General features: G+C 48.7%; 15 protein-coding genes and 1 pseudogene. 3 read left to right on the top strand and 13 right to left on the bottom strand.

The genetic code is table 11. The annotated features are described in order from the left end of the window. Positions 1-98: 98 nt before the first annotated feature. Positions 99-572 (bottom strand): L-fucose mutarotase, encoded by a 474-nt coding sequence (gene fucU / locus ABXS70_RS15575; protein WP_342555386.1) that lies wholly within the window; start codon positions 570-572, stop codon positions 99-101. A gap of 208 nt (positions 573-780) precedes the next feature. Between fucU and ABXS70_RS15580 the strand changes: the two genes are divergently transcribed. Then, a complete protein-coding gene (locus tag ABXS70_RS15580; protein ID WP_342555385.1) occupies positions 781-1,203 on the top strand; it encodes a MarR family transcriptional regulator in 423 nt (140 codons plus the stop codon). Positions 1,204-1,232: 29 nt separating this feature from the next. Further along, positions 1,233-2,573, top strand: coding sequence for an MFS transporter (locus ABXS70_RS15585; RefSeq protein ID WP_366289008.1), 1,341 nt, complete (start codon positions 1,233-1,235; stop codon positions 2,571-2,573). A 206-nt stretch (positions 2,574-2,779) separates the two neighbouring features. Here the strand turns inward: ABXS70_RS15585 and ABXS70_RS15590 are convergent, their stop codons facing one another. From ABXS70_RS15590 to yicI, 3 genes are all read right to left on the bottom strand, one after another. Continuing rightward, positions 2,780-4,132 carry an MFS transporter gene (locus ABXS70_RS15590; RefSeq protein WP_342555383.1) on the bottom strand — a complete coding sequence of 451 codons (1,353 nt, stop codon included), beginning with the start codon at positions 4,130-4,132 and terminating at the stop codon, positions 2,780-2,782. Between the two features lie 95 nt (positions 4,133-4,227). Beyond that, a complete protein-coding gene (locus ABXS70_RS15595; protein ID WP_342555382.1) occupies positions 4,228-5,262 on the bottom strand; it encodes an aminoglycoside phosphotransferase family protein in 1,035 nt (344 codons plus the stop codon). 80 nt (positions 5,263-5,342) lie between these two features. Further along, complete coding sequence (gene yicI / locus ABXS70_RS15600) at positions 5,343-7,661, bottom strand: alpha-xylosidase (RefSeq protein WP_366289012.1); 2,319 nt, start codon at positions 7,659-7,661, stop codon at positions 5,343-5,345. A gap of 183 nt (positions 7,662-7,844) precedes the next feature. Here yicI and ABXS70_RS15605 point away from each other — a divergent pair, with 183 nt between their 5' ends. After that, entirely contained in the window at positions 7,845-8,771 is a 927-nt protein-coding gene (locus tag ABXS70_RS15605) for an AraC family transcriptional regulator (protein WP_342555380.1), read from the top strand. Positions 8,772-8,911: 140 nt separating this feature from the next. Here ABXS70_RS15605 and ABXS70_RS15610 read toward each other — a convergent pair whose 3' ends face one another. From ABXS70_RS15610 to ABXS70_RS15650, 9 genes and pseudogenes are all read right to left on the bottom strand, one after another. Continuing rightward, entirely contained in the window at positions 8,912-9,841 is a 930-nt protein-coding gene (locus ABXS70_RS15610; RefSeq protein WP_366289015.1) for a hypothetical protein, read from the bottom strand. Between the two features lie 455 nt (positions 9,842-10,296). Continuing rightward, positions 10,297-10,770, bottom strand: coding sequence for an IS200/IS605 family transposase (tnpA, locus tag ABXS70_RS15615; protein WP_138227108.1), 474 nt, complete (start codon positions 10,768-10,770; stop codon positions 10,297-10,299). 232 nt (positions 10,771-11,002) lie between these two features. Beyond that, positions 11,003-12,853, bottom strand: coding sequence for an adenine deaminase C-terminal domain-containing protein (locus ABXS70_RS15620; protein WP_342555378.1), 1,851 nt, complete (start codon positions 12,851-12,853; stop codon positions 11,003-11,005). A 300-nt stretch (positions 12,854-13,153) separates the two neighbouring features. Next, entirely contained in the window at positions 13,154-15,529 is a 2,376-nt protein-coding gene (gene helD / locus ABXS70_RS15625) for an RNA polymerase recycling motor HelD (RefSeq protein ID WP_366289020.1), read from the bottom strand. A gap of 349 nt (positions 15,530-15,878) precedes the next feature. Next, positions 15,879-16,340: a pyridoxamine 5'-phosphate oxidase family protein gene (locus tag ABXS70_RS15630; RefSeq protein ID WP_366289023.1), complete on the bottom strand. Its 462-nt coding sequence runs from the start codon at positions 16,338-16,340 to the stop codon at positions 15,879-15,881. 142 nt (positions 16,341-16,482) lie between these two features. Then, the gene (locus ABXS70_RS15635; protein WP_342555375.1) at positions 16,483-17,550 is read right to left on the bottom strand and encodes an aromatic acid exporter family protein; all 1,068 of its coding nucleotides are present in this window, start codon (positions 17,548-17,550) and stop codon (positions 16,483-16,485) included. Positions 17,551-17,886: 336 nt separating this feature from the next. Next, positions 17,887-18,636, bottom strand: coding sequence for an HD domain-containing protein (locus ABXS70_RS15640; RefSeq protein ID WP_366289026.1), 750 nt, complete (start codon positions 18,634-18,636; stop codon positions 17,887-17,889). Further along, positions 18,636-20,076: pseudogene (locus ABXS70_RS15645) on the bottom strand (NAD-dependent malic enzyme). Before ABXS70_RS15645 ends, ABXS70_RS15640 begins: the two are co-directional and overlap by 1 nt. Before the next feature lie 271 nt (positions 20,077-20,347). Then, positions 20,348-22,420: a beta-galactosidase gene (locus tag ABXS70_RS15650; RefSeq protein WP_366289029.1), complete on the bottom strand. Its 2,073-nt coding sequence runs from the start codon at positions 22,418-22,420 to the stop codon at positions 20,348-20,350. Positions 22,421-22,436 lie beyond the last annotated feature (16 nt).

Raw genomic sequence — 22,436 nt, forward strand, 5'->3', positions numbered from 1 at the left:
GCGGAGTAAAGTTTGCAGTAAATCTATCATTGATCGCTCGGATGAATGTAAAAAAGCGACGAAAGCCTCGCCAGCATCGTCGCCTTGACCGTATAACCTTAATTGGATTCTGAGTTCATGCGCATCTGAGCCGCGCTAGCTTCGGGGAAAATAACGCCTTTTTTCAAAATCAAATTCGCATATTGTGCCCGTTCCCCTGTTGCAATGATGACGTACGCCTTAGAAGCACGTTCATAGAAATCAAAACGCTCTTCGTATTCCAGTGCATCGCTCATGTCCTCGTACTCTTCCATTAACCGCCGGTAATCTTCCCAAATAATCGGTATGACCGGATCTCCCTTAACGACCTGCATCACGGCGGCTGGGTAGTCTGCATAAGTATCCAGCGGGAAAAGCTGTAATATCGCTTCCAGCAGCTCCACAGTGCCCAGGCCATCACAACGTATCAATCGCCGGGCATGACTTGCTGCCGGAAAATGGGCATCAGAGAGCACAAGTTCATCACCATGTCCCATTTCGGACATCAGTTTGAGCAGTTCGGGTGGAAGTATGGCAGGAATATTTTTCAGCATCGTTAAACGCTCCTTACCTGGCAAATTTAATTACTTTGGAAGCCGTTTCATCCTTATTCTAGCAGGATTTCAGCTGCTTTGCACGGTCAGAGAACTTCCCTGTGTATCCATAATCGGCTTTGACAAAATTAGTTGTTTCACATATAGTTGTTATAACAATCAAATGAATTTGAGAGATATTCGAGTACGAAAGCGAGGTTCCCCACTCATGGATTATGATCTTGAGCAATCCGTTGGATTCATGCTCGGACTTACGCACCGCAAAACGGCTGCGCTGCTTGCAGCTCAGTTTAAGCCCTACGATATCACCACAGAGCAATTTTCAGTACTGTTTAATGTGGTACGTAAAGAAGGCGTTAATCAGAAAGAAATGGCAGGATACGTGTTCAAAGACCAGCCCACTACCGCACGCATCATCGATTTGCTGGAGAAGAAAGGCTGGGTCGAACGCCGAACAAGCGAACAGGACCGGAGAGCATATCTGCTGTACCCTACCAAAGAAGGTAGAGCATTAATCGATGTGCTTGTTCCAATCGAAAGAGAAATGAATAAAAAACTTGCTGAAGGTATACCGGAAGACCAGATGGAAGCATTTAAGCATACTCTTTCCCTCATTAATCACAATCTGTAACGATCAAAACTCAGGGGGAATGTATCACCATGAAAGAACAATCTGTACCTGTCCGATTATGGACGACCGATTTCATTTTGCTCATGTTATGTAACTTTTTGCTGTTTCTGCAGCTGCACATGATCGTTTCGCCACTGCCTTCCTATGTACAGGATCGATTTCAGGCCAATGCATTTCAAGTCAGCCTGTTCACTTGTCTGTTTGCCTTAAGTGCTATTGCAGCACGGCTGTACTCTGCGAAAGCGCTGGAGAAGGGTCTGCGTAATGCGATGATCTATATCGGCTTGTCCGTAGCCCTGCTCGCCACGCTCGGCTATTATTTTGCTGCGGGCATTGCTGTGCTGCTGCTGCTCCGAATGGTATTTGGAGTTGGTTTTGGGATGAGCAGCACCGCTTTTCCAACAATGGCCTCCGATATTGTACCCGTAAAACGAATGGGAGAAGGCATGGGTTACTTTGGACTGTCTACAAGTCTGGCCATGTCTATGGGTCCTATTATTGGTGTAACACTGCTGCAGGGAGCCGGATTTGTCACTCTGATGCTCTGTACTGCTGGTGTGATCGCCGTGATCTATCCGCTCAGTTACAGTTTGACGCGCAGAAAGACGGCCCGCACTTCCAAGGGTGCCGCAAATGCTGCAAATCAGCCATTGCACCAAAGCGCGGGGATGACTGCATCTGTGTCGGGAGCCAATACCGGCTCCACGGTGAAAACACCATTTAACCGCAAGCTGATCCTGCCTAGTATACTTAACGGTTTACTGTCCATCACCTATGGTGGATTGGTCGGGTTTATCGTTTTGTTCGGCAAGGAAGCACATTTGGCGAATCCAGCGCTGTTTTTCCTGTTTAACGCCTTGGCGGTTCTATTGGTTAGACCGTTTGCAGGCCGGATTTACGACAGTAAAGGACCCAAAGCCTTGTTGATCCCAGGCGCAGTATGTATCGCACTCGGACTTATTATGCTGTCATGGGCGACAACGATGCCCATTCTGTTTGCTGCTGCTTTTGTGTACGGTATCGGTTATGGCTCCATGCAGTCTTCACTGCAGACCTGGATGATTCAGGTCGTCTCGCCTGCCCAGCGTGGGATGGCAAACGGAATGTTTCTGAACACACTTGATCTCGGCATTGCGACAGGGGCCCTTCTGCTCGGTTCCATCGCATCCCTGACCAGTTATACCGAAATGTATCGGTACTCCGTCCTATTTATGGTCCTTTTTCTGCTGATCTATCTGATCCAAGGCAAGCGAAGCGGCAGCTTCCAAATCGAAACGCATCCGCTGCTGGCTCATACCCATATTCCTGCGGCACAGGATGCTGCTTCAAAGGATTCAATGGATACGGAATCTGAACCGGAGAAAAAATGAATGAAACTTTAATCACCAGACACATGTCCCGCACCTTAAAAATCATGTGTTCCTGAACCTATTTTATCCTGATGGCATCAATATAAAATCATTGCAATTGTCATAAACACGCGTTTACACCCGGCAAGCAGTCTCCTGCTTGTGCGGGCGTAAACGCGTTTTTGATCTGAATGCTGCAAACCAGGACATCGATTCCGATGCCCTGGTTAGTATGGACTTTTTTTACGGCGCAGGGGAGTCGGTCGGTATCCTTGATCGGTTTCACTTTCCTGCACACGCCTCTTCTGCAGCTTATCCTGACTCTCCTGCTTCTTCTGATTTTCCTGATCCTCCTGCTTCGAACCACTCCCGGAAGAGGGCTTCTCGCCTTTCTCGGGTTTTACTGCGAGCAGGGTAAGCAGACCACCAACTGCACCTGATGCTGCCAGAACACCAAACAACAAAAAGTGTTGAGAACCGATCAGTAGAGACACCACAGGGGGACCGAGAGATACCCCGATGAATCGCATACTGCTGAACAAAGCTGTGATCGTGCCCCGCTGCTTCTTGTCTACCCCTTCTGTGATCAAGGTATCCAGACATGGCAGTGCTGCACCAATACCCGCACTACCCAGCGTAAACAGACCAACCACGACGTAGATATTATCAAACAAGCCGATAACAGCCAGCGCGACGGTCACCAAGGCAAGTCCGGCAAAACCGAGCCATTTCATGCGTGATTTATGTTTACCGATCCACTTTCCTGCCAGAAACGAAGCCAGACACAGTGAAGCAAGCGGAATGGCCAGAACGAGCCCTTTGACTACGCCCTTCAGAGCAAATTCACTCTCCAGCGTCTCGGAAAGATAATAAAGCACGCCAAAAATGAGAAACATGCAAATCCCACCGATTGCAAACAAAGCGTACAACCAGCGTCCTTTTTCTTTTAACACCTTACGGATGGAAGTAACGAATTCTGAAAATGTAGGTGGTTTTTCGTTCCTCTTCGGTGTTTTCACCAGAAATATAACCAGAATCAGCGAAATAAGGCAGAGAACCGGGATTGCGAGAAATGGCGAGTACCAAAACCATACCGCAAGCGCAGCGCCTAGAATGGGACTCAGCACTTTACCAAAGGTGTTCGAGGTTTCGATGATCCCCAGACTTTTGCTTACCTCATCTTCATTCTTAAACATATCTCCCACGAGAGGAATGACAATTGGAAATGCACCCGCAGCTCCGACTCCCTGCAAAAATCTGCCTGAAAGAATAGTCCAGTAAGCGACATTACCGTTCATCATCCATGCAGCAGCTCCTGCTACTGCTCCTCCAACGGCAGCAATGACAAGGCTGGGAATGATCACTGCTTTCCTGCCGAATCGATCCGATAAATATCCTGCCAGCGGAATCAGCAGAATGGCTACTACAGCATATACCGTGATCAGCATACTGACCCTGAATGCAGATACCTTAAGTTCCCGTTCAATCTGTGGCAGAATCGGTATAAGCATGGAGTTCCCTAAGGTCATGATCACAGGGATAGAAGCAAGTGCGACGAGGTCCCACTTTTTATCAGACATACCCTAACCACCTTCGCAGATTTTACACACAACAGCATTATTGTCGGTTGATCGGGGGTTGATTATGCAGCCTATGTCAAAATGGGAAGATCAGATTAGCGGAAACCAAGCTGTTTCCACTGAGCCAGCAAATCCATTGTCCGTTCAGCATATTTTTGGCCATCTTCTGGCTGATTCACCTGATGCTCATGCACGTATGCGTTAAAATAGGAGGATAACAACCGGTATGCCAGCCTGCGTGCTTGTCCCCCTGGAGACGCATCAAGCGGATGACCATAACCATCATGAAAAGCTTCTGATTCTGTCGAAAGAATCGCCTCATACTCCCGATCAGCATACATGGAGCGGTCTCCATCGATGATCGCAGCTATGCTCATACAACCTTGTTCGCCGTGCACCAGCACATTGGCTGCCCACAGATCATTATGGACAAGCACGGGCTGTTTGATTGAATCAAACAGCAATCTATGCTGTTCAAAAATGGCCGTGATCTTTTCTCCTACGCCAGGCATAAATGCTTTTTCATGTGCTTTTCGGGTTGTCTCGTCGGCAAACATGCGAAGCACCTCAGACCACTGACCTGATCCGCGAATGGACCCGTCAGCCTGCGGCCAGCCAAACGAAGCTCCTCTAATCTGATGCATAGCCGCAGTGTACGCACCAAGCTGTTTATACAAACGCTGCTTGTCCAGCTTGTTAATAGCTGCATGATCCAGCTGCACGCTTGGAATAAATGTCATAAACATATAGGTTCGCGGTACATCGAGACCGCTGTCATCACAGGCCAGCACTTCAGGCGCCGGGATTCCAGCCTTGCGGTATCGTTCATAGACAACAGGCTCTGCAGCCATCATCGTGCGTTCAAACGAAAATAACGGATCGCTCCAGGCAATCTCAGCGATCGTTTCGCTGCTCGGAATGTCTACCTGTTCAGGAGCAAGTCGTAGAATGACATCCGTTACAGATGTATGTTCCAATTGAATGCGGTAGGTCGTATTGAACAGACCACCCCGGAGCAGTCCAAACTGTTTAATGAAAACATGATTTCCAAAATGTTTGTGCACAAGTGCATGAAGTACCTCTGTTGATATTGGGCTGTGCAGGCCCGAATGTGGATGTGAATGCGGCATATTGTTCCCTCTTTCCTATACAAATAAACAAACAGACGGCGCCATCAGGCACCGTCCTTTCATCGTCTTATTGTAACATGTTACATCTCGATTGTAAGCGTACTTGCACCTGCATCCGCAGTGACGACAACTCCTTGTGCGCCTGCCGCCTGCAATCCGCCTTCCACACGGGATACGGAATCAACACCGCGAAGCACGAGATTCCAAGGCTTGCCTGCACCTTCGGCACGCACTTCGAGCTTCGATCCGCTGCGAGTGACGGTCACCTGCAGTTCACGTTCTGCTCCTTGGTTTACAACAACGGCTTGTGCGGTCTGTCCTTCTGCCAGTTCAAATAAATGCAGGGATACATTATCGGCAAAATCATAATCCGGTCTGCTGTCCACTGCACCTACCGCGATCAGACTGTTCGGTTTGACCATCATCGGCAGCGTTTTGAAGTCGTGAATTTCGCTAATCCAGCGTCCGCCTTCCACTTTGGTCCCTGTCAGATAATTCGTCCAGGTTCCTTCAGGCAGATAATAACGCACGTCGCCTTCCTTGTTGAAGATCGGCGCAACCAGAATCGAGTCACCAAACATATACTGCAGGTCAAGAGTCGCACAGGTCGGATCATCCGGGTATTCCAGTACCATCGCGCGCATCATCGGCAGCCCCTGCACTGAGGACTCTACCGCAGCATTGAACAGGTACGGCATTAAGCTTAGCTTCAGCTTCGTAAAGTCACGTACAACATCGACAGCCTCTTCATCAAATAACCAAGGCACACGATAAGACTCATTGCCATGCAGACGGCTGTGCGAAGAGAGCAGTCCGAACTGCACCCAGCGTTTGTATACGTCCGGCTCGGCTGTCGCTTCGAATCCGCTGATGTCATGGCTCCAGAAGCCAAACCCCGAAAGACCGAGAGATAATCCACCGCGCAGCGATTCGGCCATGGAGGAATAATTGGACGAGCAGTCTCCGCCCCAGTGTACAGGGAACTGCTGCCCACCTACGGTTGCAGAGCGTGCAAACAGAGCCGCTTCATTTTTACCGAGGTTCTCTTCGAGTACATCAAATACCGCTTTGTTATACAGGAACGTGTAGTAGTTGTGCATTTTCACCGGATCGGAGCCATCATAATACACCACATCAGTCGGAATTCTTTCGCCGAAATCCGTTTTGAAGCAGTCTACACCCTGATCGATCAGACCTTTCAGCTTGTCCTTGTACCATGCGGTTGCTTCTGGATTGGTGAAATCTACGAGCCCCATACCTGCCTGCCATTTATCCCACTGCCATACACTGCCGTCAGCCGTTTTGACGAGGTACCCTTTTTCCATGCCTTCATCGAACAGAATCGATTTCTCTGCAATATAAGGGTTGATCCACGCACAGATTTTGAGTCCTTTATCCTTCAAACGCTGCAGCATGCCTTCCGGGTCCGGGAACAGGTCTTTATCCCATTCAAAGTCACACCACTGATACTCCTTCATCCAGAAGCAGTCAAAGTGGAAAACGGAAAGCGGCAGATCACGCTCCGCCATGCCATCGACAAAATGATTCACCGTCGCTTCGTCATAGTCCGTTGTGAACGAAGTCGTCAGCCACAGACCAAATGTCCATGCGGGCGGCAAAGCCGGCTTACCTGTAAGCTTGGTGTAGTTATCCAGCACCTCTTTGGGATTCGCACCGCCGATAATAAAGTATTCCAGCGTTTCGCCCTGTACACTGAACTGTACTTTGGATACATTCTCGGAAGCAATCTCGTAAGATACTTTTTCAGGATGATTAACGAATACCCCGTATCCTTTGTTGGAGAGATAGAACGGAATGTTCTTATAGGCCTGTTCACTGCTTGTACCGCCATCCTCATTCCAGATATCCACGACCTGACCATTTTTCACAAACGGAGTAAAGCGTTCACCAAGGCCATAGACATACTCACCCACGCCCAGCTCCAACTGTTCTCGGAAGAACGTACCTTCGGACGCCGACTCGATATATGCCGGACCTCTCCAGCCGCTGCCAGTGAGACGTTTGTCATTATAGTCGAAGCCAATGTCCCAGCCTTTTGTTTTATTCACGGTGACACGCAGATTGCCGCTTTTCAGGGCTGCTCCGCTTTCATCCTGAGTAATCTGCACATCCGTATTCAACGTGTTCAGCGCAAACTCCGGGCCTGGATTGACTTTACCCTTGTGATGGTTCAGCTGCACACGAATGACATCAGGCATTGGTGAGCTGTAGGTTGCCTTGAGCAGCGTTCCGTTCAGGGTATCCCCTTTGCGCTCAATGCGTTTGGTTGCTGCGTATACAGTAAAGGAATCGCCCTTTTGTACAATATCTCGAATATCCGCCGGATTTTGAACATGATATCCATCACGGATCTGCCAGTAGCCATCGGTAAATTTCATCTTGGATTACCTCCTTCGGTTATACTATAATGATATTGATATAAATCATGAATTTCTTCTTTTATTTTGATCAATTATATAAGTATTTTGATATTTTTAGTGTTATGAGGGCTCATTTCAAATATATTTTGCAAACGATTACATCATTACTAAGCAGCATATTCAATAAGGAGGTTTTCTTGGATGGAGCGTGCACAATTAAGGGAAGACCGAATTCACGGCAATGCCATGTATCCGGTTAGTGTGTACCCTGACATACAGCAGTTAAACGGGGACAGCATTCTCGACTGCCATTGGCATGATGAGATGGAATTCACGATGGTGACGCAGGGCTCTGCGGTGTTTCAGATTGATATGAACCGATACGAGGTGAAGGCCGGAGAGGCTATCTTTGTTCACCGGGGGGAGATTCATGCGGGATACCTTAAGGGCGATGAGCCTTGTGTCTTCTCTTCCATTGTATTTCATTCCGATCTGCTCGGCAGCCAAAGTTTTGATGCAGTCCAGGAGAAGTTTATCGCACCTATACTTCGAAAAAACATACTGCTTCCTTCTCACATTACAGCCGATGGAGGCTGGGGCTCGGAAGTTCTGGCGTACCTGAGGCGTATCTTTGCAGATCACGATAGTGGAACTGACACCTGTGAAATAACAACAAAAGCACACCTCTACCTTATGCTTGCCCGCATGGTTGAACATCGGGCGGCACTGCCGCTCAAAGGCGCGGTAAACGGGGGAAGCCCGGACAAAGTGGAGCGCCTGAAGACGGTGCTGGGTTATATTCACAAGCGTTACCCTGAACCGCTTAAACTAAAGGATCTTGCGGATGCAGCGAATATGAGCGAGGGACATTTCTGTCGTTTTTTCAAACAGATGGTGCAGAAAAGTCCTGTGGACTACATTAATTATTATCGGGTGCAGCAGGCCTGCAGACAGCTGGAGAATACGGATCATAAAATTGTCGATATTGCCATGGATGTTGGATTTGAGCATCTCAGTTATTTCATTACCACCTTTAAGAAACATAAGAACACCACCCCGTCCCATTATCGCAAAATGTTCTCCAAAAATGTAACAATTGCGCCTGATGTCCTTACACAGGTACTCTAATTTAGAAAGAGTGATTATATCCTTATATCGCGATTAATTTTGACGGAATCCAGGGATAAAACGACAGAAGGTGCTTACAGCGCATTCGCTGCAGGCACCTTCTCATTTTATTTACGCGCTAGAACCATGCTTCTTTGCAGTTATTTTCGTAATGTCTTCCAGGATGAATACTCATGAACCGAAAATCCGTTAAAGGAAGCATGCACACTCGCCATCTGCTCCACCAGCTTCAGCTGCTGCTCCATATACGCATCCCCCTCTTCGAAGAACGTAATAAAATCGCCTTCTTTGCTCTGCTTGGTTTCCACCGCAATCGATATTTTTTTGCCAACGGAGGCTGCATCGATCAGTTCGTCCTTCGCCACGCTGTATATAGCGGCAGCTGTATCCCGATAAGCCATAATGGTAATGGAATCAAATTTGCGAATCATCCAGCTGCTTACCGCCATCGTCGAACCGGGAATTTTGTAATTGTCCAGCCAGAACGGCAGATCCGCGGCCACGGGCATCTTCATAGCGGAGGCACGCTCGACAATATAATCCACATTGCCCTGCCACTGTGTAATGACACTGGCCTGATTGGTTTTCCACTGCGGATGCACATGAGGTTCGATATCCAGATGAATCCCTGCGAATTTCTCGTTGGACAGCGCCTGTGCTTGATACGATTCGATCCAGTCCATAAAGGAGGCAATATGTCCTCTGCTTTCGGTCAGCCCCCAAGCTGAACGTCCATCCATAATGTCAACAGCTATATGCTGCGCCCTTGCCAGACGGATAAAATTTTTGTATTCGGGTATTTTCACATCCCGGTTTATCTGCAGGTAGATCGTATTAATGCTGTTCTCCGCTGCAAAATTCAACACATCCTGAGCACCGTTTCGGATCTGCGTAGTATCCCACACCCATGTAGCCCGCACAGGACGATCCAGATTCCCGTGAATGGATGCGTAACTGTCTACAGGTTCGACGGAACCTACAGCAGCCGCTTTGGTGGAACAAGCAGTACTCAAACACAGGATCAGACAACTCATCAGCAGCAGGATACGGAATTCTTTTTTGGTTTTCACATTTGTACACTCCCTTGAAGTTATAGCAGCTCTTACGTATAAATCCGGATGAAATATTGTCGTTTCTATTCATTTTTTGCACTCTGATGGAAGTGCTGTGAATTAAATCTTCTTCTATACGCAATATCATCTATAAGACTCACGACGAAAGAATCATATAACTATATTTCGGGAATTCACAGTTCCGAATACATAGTCCAAAAGTCTCAATATTTCATATTCCATGTAAACATGTATTAAACTTCACGACTTCTGTCTATATTTTGTTTTAACTCCCAGCTTCTGTAGACCTAGAGAGCGTTTTCTTTCTTTAAATCAGGACCACCCGTCCAACGGGTGGTTTGCTCTTGGGGTATAACCCCCTGTTGCCAAACTGCGCCTAAAGACGCTAGCCTGACAGCAGGGCTGTTCAGGCTCAGTGTAATTTGTCTCTTTCACTTACCAGTAAACTGGTTTTACTTCTTTTTGCTTCGATTACTGCTGAATGGATCTTCGTATTCTTTTACACTCAGCTTATCTACCGCCTGATCATGTGCTTCTTGCTCACGAATATACTTTCTTACGGTTGCTTCATTTAGACCCACTGTGCTCACATAGTACCCTTCGGCCCAAAATTTTCGATTTCCGTATTTATACTTAAGCTGGGCATGTTTTTCGAAGATCATGAGCGAACTTTTTCCCTTTAGATATCCCATAAACGTGGAGACCGCAATTTTTGGAGGGATGGCTACTAACATATGGACATGATCGGGCATCATGTGACCTTCTATGATTTCGACTCCTTTGTACTTGCACAAACGTTTAAAGATTTCGATTAAATCTCTTCTCACTTGATTATAGATTTCTTTCCGTCTATACTTCGGGGTGAACACAATGTGGTACTTACACATCCACTTTGTGTGAGCTAGGCTGTAGCTCTTGGTTGCCATGAATGACCATTCCTTTCTTTTTGAGCCTGAACATCTCAATTGTATTGGAATGGTCATAATGGTCAAACCCTTCATCCCTCCACCCGCATAGCGGGTGGTTTTTTGTTTCGCGCGTTTCACGCACTCAACTGGCTAAAGCCATAACCAAAAAGCCGCCCGAAGGCGGCTCAGAATGCAGTATTTATTTTCCTTTCGTTATCCGTTAACGTTTCTTTTCTCCGAAACACCCGCTTCATCCCTCATTAGGTTGGTCAAACAGCGAAACAAGTTCAATTCCCTCCGCAGAAATACGCACCAGGCCAATATCGGACAAACGAAGTTCTGGAATAACCACCAGTGCGAGCAGCGACAAGGTCATAAAGGCGTTGTTCAACGTACAACCTGCGGATTGCAGCGCTTCGCTGACTGCCGCAGATTGGGCCGCAACGACTTCAAAAGGTTCCACCGACATCAGCCCGGCTATCCGAAGCGGGAATTCCGTAACCCCCTTATCCGTAACAACGGCTACGCCGCCCTGCATACGAATAACACGATTACCAGCCTCCGCCATAAGTGCATCATCATTGCCGATAATCAGCAGGTTATGGCTGTCGTGAGCAACAGTCATCGCAATGGCTGCCGGTGAGGTGAACCCGATCCCGCCAACCAGTGCCACCGCACGATTTCCCGTTTGTTTATGACGCTCCAGCACGGCAATTTTGCATACTTCACCTGCCGCAGGTAGAACCACCCTGCCGCCCTGCACATTCACCTGCACTCGTTTCTCCTTCGTCTCAACGTGATTCTCCGTCACATCAATGATGCGCGCGCCTATGGCTCCATCTGTAATAGGTGCAGCCAGTTCCAGATCCTGCGGCTGGATGTTAGCTTCCAGCTTTACCGTATTCAGAGCCTCTTCAGGATAAGTAAACGTGTCCCAAACGGCTGTCATTTTTCCATTCTCGGCGACCACCTGTCCCGCCGCAATCGTCATCTCTACACGTACGTCTGCAAGGCGTCCGTCTAACAGAATAATATCAGCAAAGCTGCCGGGAATAACTGCACCTATATCTCGTGACACACCAAAACGTTCCGCCGTATTAATCGTAGCCATCTGGAATGCGGTTACCGGTTTCACGCCCTGCGAGATCGCCAATCGGACCACAAAGTCCATATGGCCTTCCTTCAGCAAAGATTCCGAGCTGCGGTCATCTGTCACCAGCATCATCCGGCGGGTATCCAGCCCAAGCTCTGTGCAGGCTTTGATTGTCTCCGCTACATCATGCCAGGCTGAGCCTTGGCGCATCTTCGCATACATGCCAAGCCGCAGCCGTTCCACCACATCTTCTTTAGTCACACATTCATGATCTCCAGTGACACCGCTCGCCGCATATGCAGGCAGACGCCAGTCATCCGATGCCCAAGTAAAATGTCCATCTGCCACTTTCCCCGCGCGAAGCGTCGCTTGAATCTCTCCGATCATCGTTTCATCTCCGTATACCACTCCCGGGAAGTTCATCACTTCGCCCAGACCAATCATGTCCGGTCCCCATGAAAGTGCCTCCGCGACTTCTTTGGGACCAATATAAGCTCCTGTCGTCTCCAGACCCGGGTGGGTGGAAGGCACACACGACGCCACCTGCATATAGGCAGCCATAGGCGTCGTGCGAGCTTCATCCAGCATAAGCCGCAGTCCTGGAAGTCCAAGCACATTCGAAATTTCATGCGGATCAAAGAATCCACCTGTCGTTCCGGATGGCAGTACAGCTCTTGCGAACTCCGACACCTTCATCTGCGTGCTCTCGATATGACAATGACCATCAAGCAATCCCGGCGCTATATACTTCCCTTGGGCCTCGATAATCCGGGTGTGTTCTCCGATGGTATGGCTCACGTCTCTGCCGACATATGCAATTCGTGACCCCTGCACGGCTACAGACATATCCGGCAAAATTTCGCCCGATATCACGTTCACCAGTGTCCCGCCCCGAATCACCAAAGTTGCCTTCATATCTCCCCGGGCTGTAGCGACCAGATCGGGAACGCAATCGGCCAAATGCGGCCGTTCAAAAGCTGTTTTGTTCAAATTAACTGCCTCCTCCATAGAGTCACCTGTTTTTCTCTCTTCAGATTTTTTGTTTCTCCTTCATGTAACGCTCCTAAAAAACAGATAATGTAACGCTCCAAAAAATTAGATTGTTACGATTATATGAGTCTGAGCTTCACGTGTAAAGAAAAATCACATTGATTGTATATGAAGACAATGAAATCAACCTGTTTTATCAATATTGACTAATTTGTGTATGCTTATTTCACAAACAGCTATATAAGACTTTTCTCTCTACAGCATGCACAAAAAATAAGCCAGTCAGAAGTTTGAATTCTGACTGGCCATACAGCAGGCTTATTCCACGTGAGAGGCAGGTATGCTGCTCATCTCATACCACTCTCCTGATTGTGAAGTAATAAACGGACTTGGTGCACCCAAAGAGTACACATGCAGCAGATGCATCGCCCGGGTACAGGCCGTATAGAACAGTTTGCGCTCCTGCTCACGGGAGTACGTCTGAGCTGACCCGTTATAGATCAAAACGGCATCAAACTCTACACCTTTAGCCAAATAGGCCGGAATAACATGAACGCCCTGTTCAAAAGCAAGTGTCGTTTTTTTGATAAGTTTGGGAGCGGTTTTCAGCTTTTGACTCAGCACGGCATGTACCTCTCTGCTCTCCTCAGCCGTCTTGCAGATTACCGCTGCAGACTCGTATCCCTCTTCAATCAGATGATTGAGATCGGCGGTGATTTGGTCGAAATGCTGTTCCAGATCTGCGGTCACGATAACTTGGGGTTTCTCTCCATTTCGGTTGAACGGGATAATCTTCTCTCCACTCGGAACCATGCCGCGCGTAAACTCAACAATCTCCATCGTAGAGCGATAACTGCGCGTCAGTTCAATCACCTCGGTATTTTCCGGTCCATACAGATCACTTAACGGTCCGGTCCCGCTGAGAACAGAGGAATGCGCATAAATCGCCTGATTAAAATCACCAAGTGCCGTAATCTTCGCGTGTGGGAACAACCTCTTCATAAAGGCCAGCTGAAATGCAGAATAATCCTGCGCTTCATCGATAATGACATGACGGATGCTTGAATTAATATGGAAGCCCAGCAGCAGTTCGCGCAGATACAGATACGGTGTAATATCCTCATAGGCCAGCTCTTGAAGCTTTAGTCTGCGCAGCGTCATCGTCGAGATTTCTTCCCAATGCGCAGGCAGGGGCTCTCTGTCCAGCAGACGAACCATCTGCGTCTGATCTTCGAACAGGTTCGCGTACAACTGGCGGATATCCACAAACCGCAGGGATTTGATCCATTTACGCAAAGGCTTGAGGCGGTCACTGACCACCATCCGGGCCAAAATCTCTCTTTCCTGCTGGAAATCGTCAAACGTATGTGATTTCCCTTTTTGTTTGCGTTTTAACCGTTGGTACGCACGCTGTAGATCCTCGGGTTCCATCAGATCCAGCTGCTGGTCGACCCAAGGTGCGTTAAGTTCGCCTTTACCAAATGCGGACAGCTCCTTCAGCAGCCAATCCCGCAGCATTTCGAGTCGGCTCACCAGTTTGACAGATGATCCGAAACTGTAGAATTTCTCCGCCATCGCTTCCGCATCCACAATGGCCTTCCCCTGAAAGCGTACCGGCTTGAACTTCATGCCGCCGGAAAGCATGTTTTCCTTGTAGCGGGTAATAACCTTCAGAAAGGATGCAGAAGACTTGAATCGTATGCTGGACATACGCGCATCGTAACCAGGTTCTTCGGTCCCTGTCAGCACATATTCGAGCTGGATAAAGGGGTCCTCAAGCTGGTATTCTCGTCCCAATCGACGTTCCAGATATTCCTGAAACGTCGTCTGCAGCATATTCTCTTCCCCAAGCTCGGGCAGTACCGTCGACACGTAGCTGTTAAACATCGGATTCGGTGAAAAAAGAACCATCTGATCCGCCTGCAGATGCTCGCGGTATTTATAGAGAAGATAAGCCACCCGCTGGAGAGCGGCAGAGGTTTTGCCGCTGCCAGCCGCGCCCTGCACAATCAGCATCCGTGTCCGGTCATTACGGATAATGCGATTCTGCTCCTTCTGAATGGTTGCCACAATACTTTTCATCTGTGCATCAGACGTACGGCTTAGCACAGCCTGCAGCAGCTGATCTCCAATCGTTACTCCTGTATCAAACATAAAACGGATACGGCCATCCCGAATGACGAACTGACGTTTCATCTCGATCTCGCCGCTGATTTCACCACTTGGTGTACGATAGGAGATGGGTCCTGGCGCACCGTCATAATAGAGGTTGGAGATGGGTGCGCGCCAGTCGTAGATCAGAAAGGACTCCTCTTTCTCATCCAGCAAGGACGCAATGCCCAGATAGATGCGTTCTGCATCGGGATACCCGTCCTCCTTAAAATCGATGCGGCCAAAATATGGCGAATGATGCAGTCGTTTCATTTTATCCAGAGCCGCGGCTGTATTCAGATGACTTCGTTCGCGGTCGGACAGCACCTGCGACTGCTGCCGCATACTCGTTGATGTCTCCCCGACATCATCTGCTTCACTGAAGTTCATCGTAACCTCATCCCAGAACTCTTTTCTCATCTCCACAACTTCGCCCCGGAAGGACCCTACTTCTTGTTCCAGTTCGGCGATTTTGCGCTCAATCTGATCCGTAACGGTATTAACCCGCTCCTGTTCCTTGTTCCACTGCTGATCTGTACTCATATGCTGTGTGCCCCTCTTTCCCCGGATTGTGTCCTCCAATATCCATTTGACAAGCCCGAAAAGGCAATGGTATAATTATTAGAAAGTAAACATTTTAATTTCATGTTAATTAATCCTAATTTTAAGAAAACCATTTTATATTCTACCAGTGACAGCGTCCCGATGCAAGCGGAGACGTTATTTGTTGTTTCCCCTAATGCTGCTTCTCTTGAAAAAACATAAGCTGTAATACCAATTACTAATGATGTGCACAAAATATCCCCATGACTGATCAATCTTCTGCCCTCTCCGGTTCTCCGCAGCGCATGAGTTCAGCTAATGCAGTATTACCCCTTTTTTCAATTTCCCGCTACTTCTTCAGATCCTCAATTGCTGCAGCCCAGCGTGCCAATGCTCCGTTTGTATCCTTCAATTGAAATGTAATACCTGACGTAATTTCCGCATAGGGTGCCTGATCGACACGAATATGAAGGATATTACATTCGTACCGATCCCGCGGGTGAACAGCGTCTGCTAACTCCGGCAGCAGACGGACCTCCAGCCGAACATGCAGTAAACGCTGTCCATGCACTGCAATTAACGCAGCCTTGCCCGTTTCCATCATGTTCATACTTGTCTGCGTACCCTGCCAGAGTGCCAATCGAAGGCGGCTCGGGCTCATGGCAACCACTTCGCCCATGCTGACCATGGCCAGATGCGGCCACTGCCCATCCGTTACCGTCAGCAGCTGCATCGCCTCATGCTGCTTGCTCTCCAGATTGCTTCCACTAAACCATTCCAACAGCGCTGCATCCAGCTGATCCATCTCCATCTCTTCTATCCCTCAATTCATTCAGAATTCAGTATCATTGTCATTCAGCATTGTGAAAATACATCATCGAGTCAAATATACGAACAGCCCGGACGCTGCTGTCCGGGCTTGGTTGTTCCTCTATTGTAGCTGATTTCAGAAGCTAAGGCCATTTGAGCCAGTTTAAAATATTGTCCTGGGACTCTTTGTCCTCACTCGAAGTGTGTACATGGTCTGCAAGCCGGTTCAGCCGTTCGAGCTGATAACCGTAATCGTATATTGCCGCGGCTACAATGGATAACCTTAACATGCCGTCCTTGTCAATATCAAACTGGGTAATGGCCTGTTCCATGAAAAAGTCATTTTCCGTTACAAACTGCGCAGCCTCTTCGCCATTCGGTTTTAACTTGTCTTCGAATTTGAGCAGTGCATGTTCATGAAACTTGATGACCCGTTCCAGATGGGTGTCAAAGAACATATCCATGTCCGGTGTCCGCTGTGCCTGAAAGTAATGACGTTCGACTGAATCCAGTACATCGTACCCCTTTTGCAGACTTAACAGCATCTGCTTATATACGACCATCTGACGGGTTTCACTGAATTTGGCACGTTTCATCTTCTTCTGCTCTTCTTCAAACAGGTGGTATTTGTCAGATAGAGACTTGATGGACCCGCCAAGATTGTTCTTCTCTTCCCGGAAAACAACCTCTTTAATCTCATCCGAGATCGACGTGCGGAGCAGCAGCGACATGCCGTTGAACACACTCTGGATCTGCTTCACGAACTGTACTTTGGGCTTGGGAGGAAACACAGAGATGTTGATCAGGAAAGCGGATATGATGCCTACAAGTGTAAGCAGGAAACGGTTAAGCGCAAAATGCCAATCCCCTGAAGCTTCCATAATCGATACCACCGTGACCAGTGTCAGACCCACCGTCTCACCCATATTTAATTTAAGACAGATCATAATAACCAGCACAATAATCAAGCCTACCGCGATGGGTTCATTGGACAATACCATGCCGCCCAGCAAAGCTACAATCGCGCCAAGCGTGGTCGTCTGCAGCTGATCGAGGAAATACTTCCAAGAACGATAGATGGAAGGCTGCATGGCAAATATCGCTGCGATGGCAGCAGGCACAGGAGATTGCGGATTCAAGAACAGACTGCTCAGATATAAAGCCAGCGTGACCGCTATACCTGTCTTAAGAACACGTGCTCCAAATGACACGGCATCTCCCTCCTTTTATGCGACCTGTTCGTTTACCTTTGATGATAATCATGTTCATTATTACCCCATATTTCTTTTTTTACCTGAATGAGTTCAGGAGAACGATTCATTGTACCATGAGAGCTTACGCCTTTGCTATCCCAGTTCCAAGATCCCACCCATATGCAGACAAATCTTGGGCCTAGGCCCATCTTCGCTGCTGCTCAAAAGCAGTAAGCGATTCAGTATTCGACATCTGCGGTATGTACAGCGGTTCTAAAAAAGCACCCCGCCCCGGTACAGGGGCGAAATGCTCCAAAATGATTTTAATTCAGGGATATTACGGAATACCGCGGTCTAACCATCCACGCTTTCCCATTCCCTCTTGAACTGCTCCACAAACTGCACCATATAATCATGACGCTGCTGAGCGAGCTGTTTGCCATAGGAAGTATTCATCAGATCTTTAAGTTTGAATAGCTTTTCGTAAAAATGATTGATCGTTGTGCTGCGCCCATTCCGATATTCCTCACGGGTCATCTGCTCCCGCGGCGGTAAGGAAGGATCATACATTTCACGCCCACGGGCCCCCGAAAATGCAAATGTACGGGCAATGCCGATGGCTCCCAGCGCATCCAGCCGATCCGCATCCTGCACCACCTGAGCTTCCAGCGAGCAAACTGCAGCACGTTGGCCGCCAGCATAGGAGATCGTGCTGATAATGTTCACTACCGCTTCCCGCATTTCAGGCGCCAGCGGCTGGGTATCCAGCCAGGCATGCAGCTTAGCCATACCGGCCTCCAGACTGTCATTCAGCTTCTCATCCGGCACGTCATGCAGCAGTGCAGCCAGTTCACAGATGAACAGGTCTGCGCCCATCTGATGAGCCAAGCGGACCGCTAGAGCAGTGACACGTTCAATATGGGACCAGTCATGCCCGTCGGAATGCCGGGATGCTTCTTGCTGCACAAAGGCACGAGCGGCGCATAGAACAGCTTCGTGAGTCGTGCTGCCGTCCCGGTTCACCTGCTCTTGTTCAGCTGGCGGGCCGTCAGCAGCTTGTGTGCCTTCGGCTTCCATAGATCGACGCGATGATTCCGATGACATCAGGACTCTCCGCCTTCACGTGGTTGTTCACGCGGTATACGTCTCGCCACACCTGTCCGGACTGCTGCTTCAATGACACGACTGCGCATTGATTTGACCACCTTATCGTTAAACACACTCGGGATAATGTAATAACGTGTACGCTCTTCATCCGAGATAGACGAGGCTATTGCCTGGGCTGCCTGCCAGTTTCATCTCTTCGTTGATTTCGGATGCACGGCAGTCCAGCACAGCTCTGAACATGCCAGGGAAACAGAGCACGTTATTAATCTGGTTTGGATAATCCGAACGTCCCGTCGCCATAACGGCAACTATATCTTCAACCAGAGCCGGCATGACCTCGGGCACCGGATTAGCCATCGCAAATACAATCGGATTGTCCGCCATTGTCTGCACATCTTCACGGGTCAACAGATTGCCGCGCGACAGGCCGATAAATACATCTGCTCCCCGAATAACTTCGCGCAGTGAACCTGTCTCCAGATCGGGATTAGTGCGTGACGCATATTCCGTCCATACTTCATTGTCGTACGAATTCGTGCGTACGATGGCGCCCTCACGATCCACCCCGATGAGCCGCTTCGCACCTGCAGATAACAAAATATTGCTGCATGCCACACCCGCTGCACCGATACCGCACACAACAATCTTTACATTATCAATGGATTTGCCAACCAGCTTGAGGGCATTAATCAAACCCGCATATAATACGACGGCCGTCCCATGCTGATCATCATGAAATACCGGAATATCCAGTTCTTCATTTAACCTGCGTTCAATCTCGAAACAGCGCGGAGAAGAAATATCCTCCAGATTAATGCCGCCAAACGCAGGTGATATCGCTTTCACTGTTCGAATGATCTCTTCAGTATCCTGCGTATCCAGACAGATCGGGAACGCATCCACGCCAGCGAACTGCTTGAACAGCATCGCTTTACCTTCCATCACCGGCATCGCGGCACGCGGACCGATATTACCGAGTCCAAGCACTGCACTGCCATCAGAAATAACGGCTACTGTGTTTCTTTTGATCGTGAGTGAAAAAGCTTTGCCCGGCTCCTCTGAAATGGCCGAACATACCCGAGCCACATCCGGCGTGTACACACGCGAGAGGTCTTCCCGGTTATGAATCGGCGTCTTGGGTGTCACTTCGATCTTACCGCCGAGGTGAAGCAGAAATGTACGATCCGATACGTTAACGATGGATACACCTTTGAGCTGGCGCACCCCTTCTATAATTTTGCTGTTATCCTGTGAATCGGTGACTGCGACCGTCAAGTCGCGCACGCTGACATCCTGATTGGTCGAAATGACGTCGATGGCAATGATGTCTCCTCCAGCTTCCGAGATGGCTGAAGCCACTTCGCCAAACTTGATATCTTTCGTTGTCATTTCCAGCCGAATAATAATGCTGTTGCCGTCCAGATTTCTCTGATTCATCTCAATTCCTCCCAGACAATGAAAGTCTTAAGTTGACAAGTTACGTGTTTGTCTTCGCTGCGCGGACACGATTATCCTTTATCTTGTCCAAAAAAGGCTCTCAAGCCCCATGTAGAACAAAATAAAAAGACTGCCCCGGCACCCTTTCCAAGGCCCAGGACAATCTATTTTACGGTGTCTCTATGTGCAGCATTCGTTTGTTCATCGAAATCACGTTCAACCTCATGTTTCCAGAGAACTCAAGTGCCCCATTCATATCTCTAGTCTATACTTACTTGCGATTGGCAGCTCTGCGCAGCACACGAATATCGTATGGATGCAGGTTCAAGACCGATTCAACCGCCTCTCCGCTTAACACATCGGTGTATGAATGACCGTCCAGCTGCACCTGTTTTTCGTGCTCCGTATAGTTCTGTACGAATACATAGTCGGAATCACCGTCCGTACGTACATGTGCGGTAGTTCCTGCACTCAGTTCTGACTTGAGTCCACGTTCCAGATCCAGTTCTGCAATCAGCTTGCCATAAAAATCATTATAAAATGGTGCTTTCATCCGCGCTGCCATATAGTATGCTTTTCCTGAACCAAGTTCGTTCACGGTTAAAGCTGGACGTCCCGCATAGAAATCAGAACGATATACCGCAAGAGATTTAGCACCTTCCAAATGAATCAGGTCGCAGAGCTCAATGGCATCATATTCTGTAGTGAGTCCAAGTTCATTGCCCTGCGCTGGAATAATTCCGTTCAGTTCACGATCATGCAGACCGTCGATCTCCTCGGACCAGATGCCGAGCGTTTTGCGAAGCGGACCCGGGAATCCACCGAGGAAACACAGATCATTCTCGTTCACAATGCCAGACCAGTAGGTTGCCACAAATGTACCGCCCTGCTCGACAAACTTCTCGATCCGTTCGCCTACCCCTTCCCGAACGAGGTAAAGCATCGGCGCCACTAACACTTTGTACTTGGACAGATCAGCTTCCATATCGATGACATCGACCGCTACACCCTTTTTCCAGAACGCTTCGTAGTGAGCTTCTACGGTCTGCTCATATTTCACCCCGATGTTACGCGGTCCCTGGGAGTCGTTCACGGCCCAGCGGTTCTCCCAATCGAAGATGATAGCCACTTCAGCCGGAACGGAAGTACCCACGATATCCTCCATGCTCTGCAGCGCTGTGCCTACATCGGTCACATCCTGGAACACACGTGTATGTTCTGTTCCTACATGGTCAACCACTGCACCATGCAGCTTTTCACTGGAACCACGGCTCTTTCTCCATTGGAAGTACTGTACACTATCTGACCCATGGGCTACCGCCTGCAAGGAGGACAAGAGATGCATGCCCGGACGCTTCAGTTTGCTAACATCCTGCCAGTTGGTTGAGCTTGGTGTGCTCTCCATCAGCAGGAAGGGCTGACCGCCTTTGATGGAACGTACAATATCATGCATCATGGCAATGCGTGATGCCTGTCTCGCATCGTCCGCTGCATCATGCCACGTCGGATAACTGTCCCAAGAGAGGAAATCGAGAATGTCAGCAAACTTCCAATAGTTTAATCCGCCGTAGAACTCCATCAGATTGGTCGTTACAGGCAAATTCGGATTTTTGGCTTTAAGCGGTTTCGTCTCATGTACAATGAAGTCAGCGGTCTGATCGGTGACGAAACGACGCCAGTCCAGATTCATCGCATGCACTTGTGTTTCACCGTGTGGTGCCGGCGATTCAACCTGACTCCAGTCCGTTACCGTATGACTCCAGAAGGTCGTCCACCAAGCATGATTCAGCTCATCTAAAGTTTTGTACTTGTTTTGAACCCAGCCGCGGAAAGCTTCCTGACAATAATCACAGTGACAATCGCCGCCGAACTCATTCGAGATATGCCAGCCGATCACAGCCGGGTGATCGGAATAACGCTCTGCCAGTTTGCTGTTCATTGCGGTTACTTTCTCCCGGTAAACAGGTGAGGTGTAACAATGGTTGTGACGGAATCCATGAAGATTGCGGACCCGATTCTCGGAGACACGCAGCACTTCCGGATATTTTGCCGACATCCATGCAGGTCGCGCACCACTTGGTGTTGCCAGGAATGCATAGATTCCGTTTGCCGCAAAACGATCCAGCACCTGATCCAGCCATTCAAACGTATAAACCCCTTCTTCCGGCTCAAGGGATACCCAGGAGAAGATACCGATGGACATCACATTACATTTCGCCAGTTTCATCAAACGAATATCTTCTTCCAGCACTTCCGGGTAACGGAGCCACTGCTCCGGGTTGTAGTCAGCACCATGCAGCATGTGCGGGGCTTTGGAACTTACGGGTGGAAATTTAAATGTCATTTTGAGAACTCCCTTG

The organism is Paenibacillus sp. AN1007 (genome assembly GCF_040702995.1).
Taxonomy (GTDB): domain Bacteria; phylum Bacillota; class Bacilli; order Paenibacillales; family Paenibacillaceae; genus Paenibacillus.